At 63.6% G+C, this 14,495-nt stretch carries 11 protein-coding genes and 1 pseudogene; 11 read left to right on the top strand and 1 reads right to left on the bottom strand.

The features are described from left to right. Positions 1-3 precede the first annotated feature (3 nt). Positions 4-333 (bottom strand): annotated as a pseudogene (locus ACK543_RS02060) (TOBE domain-containing protein); the annotation flags it as partial. A 160-nt stretch (positions 334-493) separates the two neighbouring features. On the opposite strand from ACK543_RS02060, the gene ACK543_RS02055 reads away from it, so the two are divergent. The 11 genes from ACK543_RS02055 to aspS form a co-directional block, all read left to right on the top strand. Then, a complete protein-coding gene (locus ACK543_RS02055) occupies positions 494-4,444 on the top strand; it encodes a DUF3683 domain-containing protein (protein ID WP_409941211.1) in 3,951 nt (1,316 codons plus the stop codon). Beyond that, positions 4,445-4,888 (top strand): HIT family protein, encoded by a 444-nt coding sequence (locus tag ACK543_RS02050; protein ID WP_409941210.1) that lies wholly within the window; start codon positions 4,445-4,447, stop codon positions 4,886-4,888. 141 nt (positions 4,889-5,029) lie between these two features. Then, complete coding sequence (locus ACK543_RS02045; protein WP_409941209.1) at positions 5,030-5,455, top strand: gamma-butyrobetaine hydroxylase-like domain-containing protein; 426 nt, start codon at positions 5,030-5,032, stop codon at positions 5,453-5,455. Between the two features lie 435 nt (positions 5,456-5,890). Continuing rightward, positions 5,891-6,622 (top strand): bifunctional demethylmenaquinone methyltransferase/2-methoxy-6-polyprenyl-1,4-benzoquinol methylase UbiE, encoded by a 732-nt coding sequence (gene ubiE / locus ACK543_RS02040; RefSeq protein WP_409941208.1) that lies wholly within the window; start codon positions 5,891-5,893, stop codon positions 6,620-6,622. A 45-nt stretch (positions 6,623-6,667) separates the two neighbouring features. Continuing rightward, positions 6,668-7,690 carry a Tim44 domain-containing protein gene (locus ACK543_RS02035; RefSeq protein ID WP_409941207.1) on the top strand — a complete coding sequence of 341 codons (1,023 nt, stop codon included), beginning with the start codon at positions 6,668-6,670 and terminating at the stop codon, positions 7,688-7,690. A gap of 51 nt (positions 7,691-7,741) precedes the next feature. Beyond that, positions 7,742-8,398, top strand: a complete 657-nt coding sequence (locus tag ACK543_RS02030; protein ID WP_409941206.1) for a hypothetical protein — start codon at positions 7,742-7,744, stop codon at positions 8,396-8,398. Next, positions 8,395-9,966 carry a ubiquinone biosynthesis regulatory protein kinase UbiB gene (gene ubiB / locus ACK543_RS02025; RefSeq protein WP_409941205.1) on the top strand — a complete coding sequence of 524 codons (1,572 nt, stop codon included), beginning with the start codon at positions 8,395-8,397 and terminating at the stop codon, positions 9,964-9,966. Before ACK543_RS02030 ends, ubiB begins: the two co-directional genes overlap by 4 nt. Positions 9,967-10,330: 364 nt before the next feature. Then, a complete protein-coding gene (locus tag ACK543_RS02020; protein WP_409941204.1) occupies positions 10,331-11,785 on the top strand; it encodes a sodium:solute symporter family protein in 1,455 nt (484 codons plus the stop codon). 84 nt (positions 11,786-11,869) lie between these two features. Beyond that, on the top strand, positions 11,870-12,220 hold the full coding sequence (locus ACK543_RS02015; protein WP_409941203.1) for an FmdB family zinc ribbon protein: 351 nt from the start codon (positions 11,870-11,872) through the stop codon (positions 12,218-12,220). 8 nt (positions 12,221-12,228) lie between these two features. Next, the gene (locus tag ACK543_RS02010; RefSeq protein ID WP_409941202.1) at positions 12,229-12,849 is read left to right on the top strand and encodes a DUF502 domain-containing protein; all 621 of its coding nucleotides are present in this window, start codon (positions 12,229-12,231) and stop codon (positions 12,847-12,849) included. A gap of 45 nt (positions 12,850-12,894) precedes the next feature. Then, positions 12,895-14,495: aspartate--tRNA ligase (gene aspS, locus ACK543_RS02005; protein WP_409941201.1), on the top strand; the 1,601-nt coding region annotated here is incomplete at its 3' end.

The raw sequence follows: 14,495 nt of genomic DNA, 5'->3' as shown, positions 1-14,495 counted from the left end.
CTGTCACATGCGCTTTCCGGTGATGGCGTCAAAAGCATGCAGGCGGTCGGGCCGCGGCACGACATGGATCACCGAGTCGGGTGCGGGGGCGGGCGTGCCTTCTTCCACACGCACGATGATCGGCTCGCCGTGGAGGCGGCCATAGATCAGGCGCTCGGCACCCAGCAGCTCCACGGTCTCGACGGTGACGCTCCAGCCCTCGCTGCGCACCCCCAGGTGCTCTGGTCGAATGCCCTGGATGGTGCCGGGCTTGCCGCCGGGCGCGTTCGTAAGCAGGTTCATCGGCGGCGAACCGATGAAGCTGGCCACGAATGTGGAGGCGGGCGCGTGGTGATGACGGTGCTGGCGTAGCAACCTGACGGGGTGGAATCGCCGCATTCCAACCCTTACCCGCGGCAGTGGTACCCCGGCGCGGGCAGCAGCCCGGCAGGCGGTGGCATAAAATTTGTGCCCCAAGCCACCCGGGCGCGTTGCGCCCACCCAGGTTGATCCCATGAATGTTCCGATAGCGTTGGCTGCCCTCCAAACCCAGGCTGCCGAGCCCGTGCGTTTGCGCGAGATTCCCTACAACTACACGTCTTTCTCCGACCGCGAGATCGTGATCCGTCTGCTGGGAAGGCCCGCCTGGGATTTGTTGGACCAGTTGCGCAAGGAGCGCCGCACTGGCCGTTCCGCCCGCATGCTGTACGAGGTGCTGGGCGATATCTGGGTCGTGCAGCGCAACCCCTATCTGCAGGACGATCTGCTCGATAACCCCGACCGCCGCAGGATGCTGGTGGATGCCCTGCAGCACCGCCTGGGCGAAATCGAAAAGCGCCGCACGCCAGCAGACGATGCCGACCGCGACCGCCTGGTGGGGGATCTGGTGGCGGCAGCGCGGCGCGCCGTGGCCGAGTTCAATGCCACGTTCGAACAGGCCGCGCAGCTGCGCCGCCAGGTGCAAAAAACGCTTGGCCGCCTCACGGCCAAGGACAACATCAAGTTTGACGGCCTCTCGCGCGTGAGCCATGTGACCGATGCGACCGACTGGCGTGTGGAATACCCGTTTGTGGTGCTCACCCCCGACACCGAGGCCGAGATGGCTCGCCTGGTCAAGGGTTGCATCGAACTGGGCCTGACGATCATTCCGCGCGGGGGTGGCACCGGCTACACGGGCGGCGCCATTCCGCTGACCTGGAAGAGCGTGGTCATCAACACCGAAAAGCTCGAAGCCATGACCGAGGTGGAAATGCGCCGCCTGCCGGGCATGGACCGCGAGGTGGGCACCGTGTGGACGGAGGCGGGTGTGGTCACGCAGCGCGTGGCCGATGCAGCCGAGCGCGCGGGCTTTGTGTTTGCGGTGGACCCGACCAGCGCCGAGGCGTCGTGCATTGGCGGCAACATCGCCATGAACGCGGGCGGCAAAAAGGCCGTGCTGTGGGGCACGGCGCTCGATAACCTGGCGAGCTGGCGCATGGTGACGCCCGACGCCCAATGGCTGGAGGTGACGCGCCTGGACCACAACATGGGCAAGATCCATGACGTGGAGGTCGCCACTTTCGAACTGCAGTACTTTGAGGCCGACGGCAAGACGCCGGTGCGCACCGAGCGCTTGAGCATCCCTGGCAAAACCTTCCGCAAGGAAGGCCTGGGCAAGGACGTGACCGACAAGTTTCTGGCGGGCCTGCCGGGTATCCAGAAGGAAGGCTGCGACGGTCTCATCACCAGCGCGCGCTGGGTGGTGCACCGCATGCCCAAGCACACGCGCACCGTGTGCCTGGAGTTCTTTGGCAACGCCCGCGACGCCGTGCCCTCGATTGTGGAAATCAAGGACTACATGTTCTCCCTGCAAAAGCGCAGCGGCGAAGGGGGTAGTGAACAGGGCCCCTCGCCCGTGCTGCTGGCCGGACTGGAGCACCTGGACGACCGCTACCTGAAGGCGGTGGGTTACGCCACCAAGAGCAAAAAGCACGGCGGTGGGCTGCCCAAGATGGTGCTGTTCGGCGACATCGCGGGTGATGACGCCGACGAGGTGGCCCGCGTCACCAGCGAGGTGGTGCGCATCGCCAACTCGCGCAGCGGCGAGGGCTTTGTGGCTATCAGCGCCGAGGCGCGCAAGAAGTTCTGGCTGGATCGCAAGCGCACGGCGGCCATCAGCCGCCACACCAACGCCTTCAAGATCAACGAAGACGTGGTGATCCCGCTGCCGCGCATGGCCGAGTACACCGATGGCATCGAGCGCATCAACATCGAATTGAGCCTGCGCAACAAGATCAAGCTGTGCGATGCGCTGACGGATTTCTTCGAGCGCGGCCAACTCCCGCTGGGCAAGCAGGACGACGCCAGCGAGATCCCTTCCGCCGAACTGCTGGAGGACCGCGTGGCCCAGGCCATTGCACTGGTGGTTGAGGTGCGGGCGCTGTGGTCGGGCTGGCTGCGCGATGTGGCCACGCTGTTCCCGCAGTTGCAGGACCACACCCTGCGCGCGAGCTGGAAGACCCAGCTGCGCTCGCCGCTGCAGACGATTTTTGCCGGTGCGCCGTTCAAGCCGATCCTGGACGAAGCCACAGCCATCCACAAGCGGGTGCTCAAGGGCCGCGTGTGGGTTGCGCTGCACATGCATGCTGGCGACGGCAACGTGCACACCAACCTGCCCGTCAACAGCGACGACTACGAAATGCTGCAAACCGCGCACGAGGCGGTGGACCGCATCATGGTGCTGGCGCGCAGCCTCGATGGCGTGATTTCTGGCGAGCACGGCATTGGCATCACCAAGCTCGAATTCCTGACCGACGAAGAACTGCGCCCCTTTGCCGAATACAAGCAGAAGGTGGACCCGGATGGCCGGTTCAACAAGGGCAAGCTGCTACGAAATCAGGAGCTACCAGGGCAATCAGGGCAGGCGCGGCAGGCCGAAAATACCTCAAGTTCGCCCGTGATGCATGCGGATCTGACCAATGCCTACACCCCCAGCTTCGGGCTGATGGGGCACGAGTCACTCATCATGCAGCAAAGCGACATCGGCGCTATTGCCGATTCGGTCAAGGACTGCCTGCGCTGCGGCAAGTGCAAGCCCGTGTGCGCCACGCACGTGCCGCGCGCCAACCTGCTCTACAGCCCGCGCAACAAGATCCTGGCCACCTCGCTGCTGGTCGAGGCCTTTTTGTACGAAGAGCAGACCCGCCGTGGCGTGTCGATCAAGCACTGGCAGGAGTTTGAGGACGTGGCCGACCACTGCACGGTGTGCCACAAGTGCGAAAGCCCCTGCCCGGTGAAGATCGACTTTGGCGATGTGACGATGAACATGCGCAATCTGCTGCGCAAGATGGGCAAAAAGTCCTTCCGGCCCGCGGCAGAGTTTCAGGCCTGGTTTATCGGCACGGCCAGCCCCAATGCCATTGCCTTGGCCCGCACGGCCACCAGCCTGAGCTTCAAGGCGCAGCGCCTGGGCAACCGTGTGCTCAATGTGCTGGCCCGCAAGCAAACCCAGGCACCACCGGCCACCGTGGGTACTGCTCCCATCAAAGAGCAGGTGATTCACTTCATCAACAAGAAGATGCCGGGCAATCTGCCCAAGCGCTCGGCGCGCGCCTTGCTCGATATTGAAGATGCGGATTACGTGCCCATCATCCGCAACCCGCAAACCACCACGGCAGAGACTGAAGCCGTGTTTTACTTCCCCGGCTGCGGATCGGAGCGCCTTTTCAGCCAGGTAGGGTTGGCCACACAAGCCATGCTGTGGCACGCAGGCGTGCAAACCGTGCTGCCGCCGGGCTATCTGTGCTGCGGCTACCCACAGCGCGGCAGCGGCCAGTTCGACAAGGCCGAGAAGATGATCACCGACAACCGCGTGCTGTTCCACCGCGTGGCCAATACGCTGAACTACCTGGACATCAAGACCGTGGTGGTCAGCTGTGGCACCTGCTTCGACCAGTTGCAGGGCTATGAGTTCGACAAAATCTTCCCCGGCTGCCGCATCGTGGACATCCACGAATACCTGCTGGAAAAAAACATCACGTTAGGGGCTGCCGCAGGCGGTGGATATCTCTACCACGACCCCTGCCACAGCCCCATGAAGCAACAAGAGCCGATGAAGACGGTCAAGGCGCTGGTGGGCGATGGCGTGGTGGAGAGCAAGCGCTGCTGTGGCGAGAGCGGAGGACTGGCCTCGTCCCGCCCCGATGTGTCCACGCAGATTCGCTTTCGCAAGGAAGAAGAAATCCGCAAGGGCGAGGCGGCGCTGCGCCAGGCGGGCACCGTGCAGGCAGACCAGAACGTCAAGATTTTGACCTCCTGCCCCAGCTGTCTGATGGGCCTGAATCGCTACCAGGACGACCTCAAATCGGGGTTGCTGGAGGCCGACTACATCGTGGTGGAAATGGCCAGGCAGATCCTGGGCGAAAACTGGATGCCCGAGTACGTGCAAAGTGCTAACAGCGGCGGCATTGAGCGGGTGCTGGTTTAAGTGTCGGATATCGGTGGCCTGTGCCCCCTGTGCGCAGAGGAGGGAGGTTCCCTCATCTGGCGCGGCGAACGTGTGCGCGTCATCCGCCCGCAGGAGGCGGGTTTTCCAGCGTTTTATCGTGTGGTGTGGAACGCCCATGTGGCGGAGTTCTCCGACCTATCGCCCTCCGACCGCGCGCACTGCATGGAAGCCGTGGCCTGCGTCGAGGCCGCGTTGCGAGAGCACCTGGCTCCCGCCAAAGTCAATCTGGCCGCCCTGGGCAACATGGTTCCGCACCTGCACTGGCATGTGATTGCCCGCTTTGAGGGCGACAGCCACTTTCCTTCGCCCGTCTGGGCTGCGGCGCAGCGGGATCGCAACCTGGCCCAGGAAGAGCGGCAGACCGCGCGTCTGCCCGCGCTGGAGGCCGCGTTGTGTCAGGCGCTGGCGCAGCGGCTTCGCTGATGGCTCCGGGGCCTGGCGGTGCGTAGCCACGCCGCGCACCCGCAACGCCAGCGGCGCAGCACAAACCCCTGCACCCGGCTGCCGCCGCGCGGCGATGGGACAATGTTGGCCGTTCTTGCAATTGTTTGACAGGTGGTCTCCATGGCAGGTTTGAAAGCGGGTGCGCCCACGCCCGAGTCGATCACGGTGCACGGGCAGTCCCGCGTGCTGGAAGTGGTGTTTTCCGATGGCGCGGCGTTTCGTTTGCCGTTTGAACTGATGCGCGTCTATTCGCCCTCGGCCGAGGTGCAGGGCCATGGCCCGGGCCAGGAAATCCTGCAGACCGGCAAGCGTGACGTCACCTTGCTCAACCTGGAGCCGGTGGGCAATTACGCGGTCAAGCCCACGTTCTCCGACGGCCATGACAGTGGAATTTTCAGCTGGGACTACCTGTACGAGCTGGGCCAGCAGCGCGATAGCCTCTGGGAGCAGTACCTGCAGCGGCTTGCCGCGGCGGGTGTGGACCGGGATACCCCCATGGCGGCCAAGGGCGGTGGTTCCACAGGCCACGGCTGCGGGGGCCACTGAAGCCTCTGTCTGGTCGCCAGTGCGCCCAGGGCACCTGAAACTGTCTGCTATAAGAAAAATAGCAACAAGATTTTTTCCATCAAGCGAGATGGCCCTATTTCTTTTGAACCTAAAAACGGCAGTTGGATGCATTTGCCAGCGCTGCTGTTGGGGAGCCAGGCAAGGCGCGACGACGCGGCAGGCTGGTGCCTGCAAGGAGGAGCAACACCGCATGGCGCTCCAAAAGCGGTGCTGGCAAGTGCATAGCGCTGTCACCCCGAAGGTGAGGCTGCAAAAACACCCCAAGACTCGAGTCCATGCGGTGTTCGGCAAGATGACAAGCGGTCAACTGCCGTTTTTAGGTTGAAATAGCGTTGTCCCATTTGCGACATAAGCCCCGGTTGGGTGCGGGGTTGTCGCTGTACCCGTGGCGCTCGCGCGCCTAGGATAAAAAGCATGAGCACCACTCATTTTGGTTTCCAGTCGGTCGACGAGCAGGACAAGGCCCGCAAGGTGCGGGGCGTGTTCGATTCCGTTGCATCACGCTACGACATCATGAACGACCTGATGTCGGCAGGTCTGCACCGAGCCTGGAAGGCCTACACCGTGATGGTGGCCAACCTGCGCGAAGGCAGTCAGGTGCTGGACATTGCCGGTGGCACGGGCGATCTGGCGCTGGCGTTCTCCAAAAAGGTCGGCGCCTCCGGCCGCGTGGTGCACACCGACATCAACGAAGCCATGCTGCGCGTGGGGCGCGACCGCCTCATCGATGCCGGTGTGGTGCTGCCCACCCTGGTGTGTGATGCCGAGAAGTTGCCGTTTCCGGACGCACATTTTGATGTGGTGAGCGTGGCGTTTGGGCTGCGCAACATGACGCACAAGGATCGCGCCATTGCGGAAATGTGCCGTGTGCTCAAGCCTGGCGGCAAGCTGCTGGTGCTGGAATTTTCCAAAGTGGCCAAGCCGCTGGAAAAGGTGTACGACTGGTATTCGTTCAAGGTGCTGCCCCGACTGGGCAAGATGGTGGCGGGGGACGATGCCAGCTACCGCTACCTGGCCGAGTCGATCCGGATGCATCCGGGCCAGGAAGAACTCAAGACCTTGATGCAGCAAAACGGCTTTGGCCATGTGGACTATCACAACATGACTGGTGGGGTTGTTGCGTTGCATGTTGGAATGAAGTGCTGATCGCGTTTTGCGGTCGCGGTGAATGAATGACATTACGGAGATGACATGATGAAACTCTGGTCTGTGGTTTTGGTGGCGATGATGGCGGTGGCCCACGGGGACGCGGATGCTGCCAAGCGCCTGGGCGGCGGCAAGTCCTCGGGGCAGCAGTCAAGCAATGTGACCCAGCGCGAGTCCGCCACGCCGCCTGCAACGCCCGGCGCTCCCGCGCAAAACGCAACGAACGCCGCTGCGGCCAAGCCTGCTGCGGCTGCGGCCCCGGCGGCTGCCGCTCCGAAGAAGCCTTGGGGCGCCATGCTGGGCGGTCTGGCTGCGGGCCTGGGCCTGGCGTGGCTGGCGCATTCGCTGGGGCTGGGTGAGGGCTTTGGCCAGATTCTGATGTTTGCGCTTTTCGCGTTGGCAGCCTTTGCCATCTTCAAGATGGTGATGCGCGCCCGCCAGGGTGGCGGATCGGCGTCGTCGAATTCGCCGCTGGCCTTCCAGGGCGCTGGTGCGGCCACGCCGTCGCAAGCGCAGGCCTCACCCCAGTACAGCCCCAACAATGTTGGCAACGACGCATCGGCGCGCCCCTGGGAGCGCAACAGCATGGCGTTCGACACGTCGCGCAATGCATCGGGCGGTCAGGGTGCTGGCGCTGGCGTGGTCATCGGGTCGGGCCTGACCGGTTCGCAAAACTGGGGTATCCCGGAAGGCTTTGACACCGAGAACTTCCTGGCTGCGGCCAAGCGTAACTTTGTCACCCTGCAGGGCGCGTGGGACCGTTCGGACATCGCCACGCTGCGCTCGATGATGACCGACGGCATGCTCGATGAAATCCGCGCCCAGCTCAGCGAGCGCGAAGCCCATCGCGGCGACCAGCCCAATCTGACCGACGTGGTCATGATCGACGCCCAGCTGCTGGGCATTGAGGAACTGGCCGACAGCTACATGGCCAGCGTCGAGTTCTCCGGCATGATCCGCGAGGAGCCCTCGGCAGGCCCCAGTCCGTTCCGCGAGGTGTGGAACATGACCAAGCCCAAGTCGGGCAGCGCAGGCTGGCTGGTGGCTGGGGTGCAAGCCCTGCAGTAATCAGGGGATGGTCCGGCTCCCAAAGCCGGGTTCAGGGAATAATCGGGGACTATGGCAACACCACAGTCCCCTTTTTCGTTTCTGGATGACCTGTTCGAGCGCGTGGCGGCAGGCCCCCAGCCGCCTGCATGGCTGGTGCTCGAGGCCCAGCAGAGGATCGTGCTGTTCCTCAACCACGTGCTGATGCAGGAGGCCCAGGCCATGCAACGGCTGATGCGCCAAAAGGGGCGCGTGGCGAGCGTGCAGTGGCGGGCCTATTCGATGTCGCTGGTGATCACCCCCGCCGGATTGTTCAATCTGGCGCAAGAGGGCGCGCTGCCTGATCTGCGGCTCGAAGTCACCGAGACTTCACCGTTTGCCCTGGCACAAACTGCCCTGCGGGGCGACAAGCCATCGATCCGCATCGAGGGCGACGTGCAGCTTGCTGCGGAAATCAACTGGCTGGTAGACCATGTGCGCTGGGACGTTGAGGAAGACCTCGCCCGTGCGATCGGTGATGCGCCCGCGCATACCGTGGTGCAGGTGGCCGGGCGTGGGGCGCAGGCGCTTCGGCAGTTCGTTGGAACGACCCGCGGGGCTGCCGCTGGCGCAGCCGCTTCGCCCCAACCGGCGCCGGTAGCCCCTGCGTCGAATGCAACGGGGGGCTTCCCCGCTGCCCCCGGCGCGAGCGCTGCATCGCCAGCCGGCTCTGAACGGGCCGACGCATGAAGCGCCTGCTTCGGGGGGTGACCATCCTGTGGGTGGTGTTCCGGTACGGCCTGGATGGGCTGCTGCTCGACAGCTTTCAAAAACCCTGGCTGCGCATGCTGTCGCGGGTGCTGGCGGTCGGGCGCAAGCTGGATGCGCCCCGTGGCCAGCGGCTGCGAGAGGCGCTCGAGCGGCTGGGCCCCATCTTCGTGAAGTTCGGTCAGGTCCTGTCCACCCGCCGCGACCTGCTTGCAGCCGACCTGGCCGACGAGCTGGCGCTGCTGCAAGACCGCGTGCCACCGTTTCCGGCCGAGGTGGCCCTGGCCACGATTGAGCGCGCCTTTGGGCGCCCGGTGGATGAGGTGTTTCTGTCGTTTGACCGCAAGCCGGTGGCCAGTGCGTCGATTGCCCAGGTGCATTTCGCCACGCTGCGCGACCGCAGTGGCGTGGAGCGCGAGGTGGCAGTCAAGGTGCTGCGCCCGGGTATGCTGCCGGTGATCGAAAAAGACCTGGCGCTGATGCGTTTGATGGCGGGCTGGGTCGAAAGCCTGTCGGCCGACGGCAAGCGCCTGAAACCGCGCGAGGTGGTGGCCGAGTTTGACAACTACCTGCACGATGAGCTTGACCTGGTGCGCGAGGCGGCCAACGCCGCGCAACTGCGCCGCAACATGCAGGGGCTGGACCTGGTGCTCATCCCCGAGATTTTCTGGGACTTCTGTCACCCCGAGGTGATGGTGATGCAGCGGATGACGGGCGTGCCCATCAGCCAGATCGAGCGCCTGCGCGCGGCGGGGGTGGACATTCCCAAGCTGGCCCGCGACGGAGTCACCATCTTCTTCACGCAGGTGTTTCGCGACGGCTTCTTCCACGCCGACATGCACCCCGGCAACATCCAGGTGAGCCTGGAGCCAGTCACGTTCGGCCGCTACATCTCGCTGGATTTCGGTATTGTGGGCACGTTGACCGAGTCCGACAAAGAGTATCTGGCGCAAAACTTTGTGGCTTTCTTCCGGCGGGACTACAAGCGCGTGGCCGAGCTGCACCTCGAAAGCGGTTGGGTGCCGCCGAGCACGCGCGTCAACGAACTGGAGTCAGCCATCCGCGCGGTGTGCGAGCCGTATTTCGACCGCCCGCTCAAGGAAATCTCGCTGGGGCTGGTGTTGATGCGCCTGTTCCAGACCTCCCGCCGTTTCCAGGTCGAGATTCAGCCGCAGCTGGTGCTGTTGCAAAAGACGCTGCTCAACATCGAGGGTCTGGGCCGTGAGCTCGATCCCGAACTCGACTTATGGAGCACGGCCAAGCCGTTTCTGGAAAAGTGGATGCTCGAGCAGATGGGGCCGCAGCGCATGTGGCGCGAACTGCGTGCCGAGGCGCCGCACTATGCCAAGTTCATCCCCGAGCTGCCACGCCTGCTGTACGACGCGCTGCGCCAGCGACGCCCGCTCGATGGTCAGCAACAGGTGGTGCGCGAGCTGCTGGAGGCCCAGCACCGCACGAACCGGTTGCTGCAGACGATCATCTATGGCGGCGTCGGGTTTGTGCTGGGACTGCTGGTGATGCAGATGTTGGTGCGGCTGCGCATTTTCTGATGCCTCGGGCAGCAGACTGCCCGGTAGCAGGCGGTGATTTGTGCCTGGGCGAGTATGGGCTTGTGCCGTTGGTCCGGAAGTTGCATTCATAATCCGCAGCGCGTTTTGTCGCGTTTTCGCGGCGGTGGCGCAGTGCAGGTCTGTGCAGACCGGTTTTTGTGTGCAATTGGGGCGGCTTTCCTGGCGGCGAGGCATGCTGTGCATGTCACGGCGCCTCGCGGCCGCTAGGCCTGGTGTTTTTGCGGGCTGCAAGCCGGTAGGCGCAGTGGGCGAGCGCACGGTGCGCTGGCGGGCCAGGCCTGCCGACGGTGTCCACGCCGCGTGAATATTTGTTGCAACACCCTTGGATTTTCGGAGCGGCGCCATGCTGTTGACATTCATCGTTGTGTATCTGCTGATCTCGATCGCAGTGGGGCTGTACGCCGCGCGGCGCGTTCACAACACGGCTGACTATGCAGTGGCGGGCCGCAGCCTGCCGCTGGCGGTGGTCATCGCCACCACGTTTGCCACATGGTTTGGGTCGGAAACCGTGCTCGGTGTGTCGGCCAAGTTCGTCGAGGGCGGCCTCGGCTCTGTGGTGGAAGACCCGTTTGGTGCCTCGATGTGCCTCATCCTCGTCGGAGTCTTTTTTGCGTACAAGCTGTACCGCAAGAACCTCATCACGCTGGGCGACTACTATCGCCAGCGCTATGGACGCGTGATCGAGGTCATCTGCTCCGCCGTCATCCTGTGTAGCTACCTGGGTTGGGTTGCAGCGCAAATCACGGCTCTGGGTCTGGTCTTTAACCTGCTTACCCAGGGCGCGGTGTCCATCACCATGGGGATGGTGATCGGTACGGCCGTCGTGCTGATTTACACGCTGTACGGTGGCATGTGGTCGGTGGCCATGACGGATTTCGTGCAGATGATCGTCATCACCATCGGGTTGTTCGCCGTGGCCTGGTTTGCGGCTGACCTGGCCGGCGGTGCAGGCAAGGTCATCGACTATGCGGCGCGCGAGGGTAAGTTCCAGTTCTTCCCCACGGGTGGCCTCAAGGAGTGGACATTCTTCTTTGCTGCCGCGATCACCATGATGCTCGGCTCCATCCCGCAGCAGGACGTGTTCCAGCGCGTGATGTCCTCCAACAGTGCCGAAACCGCCCGCAAGGGCCCCATCATCGGCGGCACCCTCTACCTGCTGTTTGCCTTCGTGCCCATGTTCATCGTCACCGCAGCCCTGCTGGTGATGCCAGAGGCCACGAATGCGCTGCTCAAGGAGGACCCGCAGAAGGTGCTACCCACCCTGGTGATGGAACGCATGCCCCTGATCCTGCAGGTGGCCTTTTTTGGCGCGCTGCTCTCGGCCATCATGTCCACGGCTTCGGCCACTTTGCTGGCACCGTCCACCACGTTTGTGGAAAACATCCTGCACAACCTGCGCCCCGGCATGACCGACGCTCAGACCCTCAAGGCTATGCGGATCTCGGTGCTGGTGTTCACGGCCTGTGTGCTGATGTATGCCATCACCATGCAGGGCACGTCCATCTATGACCTGGTGTCGGGTGCGTACCAGGTGCCGCTGGTGGGAGCCTTCGTGCCGCTGGTGTTCGGGCTGTACTGGAAGCGCGCCACCACCCAGGGGGCCTTGCTCGCCGTGGCCATGGGCCTGGGGGTGTGGCTGCTTTTCGTTGCCAGCCCCATGCTGTCCGAGGCGTTCCCCCAGCAACTGGCTGGCTTGCTGGCCGCGCTGGTCGGCATGGTTGGCGGATCGCTGGCGCCCCAGTGGATTCCGGATCACAAGGGCCATGTTCCGCATTACGAAGGCAGCGCACCTGCGTGACGCACAGGCCCTGCCCGCAAGGGCTTGTGCCAAGGCATGCCGCCTATAATTGAGGGCTTTGCATCGCCCCCTTCAATCGCTGTCATGCCTATTTACGCCTACAAATGCGGCTCCTGCGGCCATGCCAAGGATGTGCTGCAAAAAATTTCAGACGCGCCGCTGACCGTCTGCCCGGTCTGCGGTGCCGAGGCCTTCTCCAAGCAGGTCACGGCGGCCGGGTTTCAGCTCAAGGGCTCGGGCTGGTATGTGACAGATTTTCGCGGCGGCAGCGGTGGCGCCTCAGCGACATCGGCGGATGCCAAGGCTGAGTCAAAGGCTGATGCCAAGTCCGACGCCGGGGCTGCCGCTGGCAACCAGGATGCCCCCAAGAAGGACGCATCCAGCTCGGCCAGTGCAAGTGCAGCCAGCACCCCGTCCACCTCTACTACAAGCTAAAGCCCTTCATGTCTGCACTGCGCAAATGGCTGTTGTCCGGTCTCCTGGTGATCGTGCCTGGTGTGATCACGGCCTGGGTGCTCAACTGGATCGTCACCACGCTCGACCAGACCCTTCAGATCCTGCCGCTGGCGTGGCATCCGGATCGCCTCATCGGTTTTCATGTGCCCGGCTTTGGCGTGGTGCTCACGCTGGTGATCCTGCTGGTGGTCGGCGCGGTGGCCAGCAACTTTGCCGGCCGCAAGCTGGTGGAGTGGGGCGATGCTGTGGTGCACCGCATCCCGGTGGTCCGATCCATCTACTCCAGCGTCAAGCAGGTCTCGGACACGCTCTTTTCCGAAAGCGGCAACGCATTTCGCAAGGCCGTGCTGGTGCAGTGGCCGCGCGAAGGTGTCTGGACTGTTGCGTTTGTGACCGGCGCCCCCAGTGGCGAGGTGGCCGCATACCTGCGAGACGAGTTTGTCAGCGTCTATGTGCCCACGACCCCCAACCCGACCGGCGGATATTTCGTGATGGTGCGAAAAAGTGACTGTGTCGAGCTCGACATGACCGTGGACTCCGCACTCAAGTACATCGTCTCCATGGGTGTGGTGGCTCCGGCCGACCCCACCCAGGTGTCTCCCAAGTAACCCCTGCCTCCCCTTACTGCGCCACAGTGGCGCCGGAAACTTCCCATGGCCATGCGTTCCCATTACTGCGGTCTCGTGACCGAAGCCCTCCTGGGCCAAACCGTCACCCTCTCGGGCTGGGTGAACCGTCGCCGCGACCACGGCGGTGTGATCTTCATCGACCTGCGTGACCGCGAAGGCTACGTTCAGGTGGTGTGCGACCCCGATCGCGCGGCAATGTTCAAGACAGCCGAAGATGTGCGCAACGAGTTCTGCGTGCAGGTCAAGGGCATCGTGCGGGCACGCCCCGCCGGTACGACCAACGACAAGCTCAAGAGCGGTCAGATCGAGGTGCTCTGCCATGAGCTGAACGTGCTCAACCCTTCGGTCACGCCACCGTTCCAGATCGACGAGGACAACCTGTCGGAGACCACGCGCCTGACGCACCGCGTGCTCGACCTGCGCCGCCCGTACATGCAGAATAATCTGATGCTGCGCTACAAGGTATCCATGGAGGTGCGCAAGTTCCTGGATGCCAACGGGTTCATCGACATCGAAACCCCCATGCTCACCAAGAGCACCCCGGAGGGCGCCCGTGACTATCTGGTGCCCAGCCGCGTGCATGATGGCCAGTTCTTTGCACTGCCGCAGTCTCCGCAGTTGTTCAAGCAGCTTCTGATGGTGGCAGGCTTTGACCGCTACTACCAGATCACCAAGTGCTTTCGGGACGAAGACCTGCGCGCGGACCGTCAGCCCGAGTTCACCCAGATTGATATCGAAACATCGTTCATGGAGGAGCAGGACATCCGCGACATGTTCCAGGGCATGATCAAGACGGTGTTCCAAAACACGCTGGGCGTCGATTTGGGCGATTTCCCGGTCATGACCTACCAGGAGGCCGCGCACCGCTTTGGCTCCGACAAGCCCGACCTGCGTGTGAAGCTTGAGTTCACCGAACTCACTGATGTGATGAAGGACGTGGACTTCAAGGTGTTCTCCACCCCCGCCACCACCCCGGGCGGCCGCGTGGTGGCCCTGCGGGTGCCAGGTGGTGCCAGGGAAGGCACGGGCCTGTCGCGCGGCGAGATCGACGGCTACACCGAGTTCGTGAAGATCTACGGCGCCAAGGGCCTGGCATGGATCAAGGTCAACGAACTGGCCAATGGCCCGGACCTGCAAGGCCCCTCGCGGTGGCCAGGTCTGCAAAGCCCCATCGTCAAGAACCTGCACGATGCCGCCATTACCGAGATTCTCAAGCGCACCGGCGCGCAAAACGGTGACCTCCTTTTCTTTGGTGCCGACAAGGAAAAAATCGTCAACGACGCCATCGGCGCACTGCGCATCAAGATCGGCCACAGTGAGTTCGGCAAAAAGAACGGCCTGTTTGAAGACCGCTGGGCGCCGCTGTGGGTGGTGGACTTCCCGATGTTCGAGTTCGACGAGGAGGCGCGGCGCTGGAACGCCGTCCACCACCCGTTCACCGCGCCGAAGGACGGGCACGAGGACTGGATGACCACCGACCCGGGCCGCTGCCTGGCCAAGGCCTACGACATGGTGCTCAACGGCTGGGAGATCGGCGGTGGCTCGGTGCGGATCCACCGCGCCGACGTGCAGGCCAAGGTGTTCGAGGCGCTGGCGATCACGCCCGAGCAGCAGCGGGTCAAGTT

The organism is Acidovorax sp. (assembly GCF_046341535.1).
GTDB lineage: Bacteria > Pseudomonadota > Gammaproteobacteria > Burkholderiales > Burkholderiaceae_C > Acidovorax.
The sequence above is the reverse complement of the archived record's forward strand: the minus strand, read 5'-3'. Positions and strand labels throughout refer to the sequence as shown.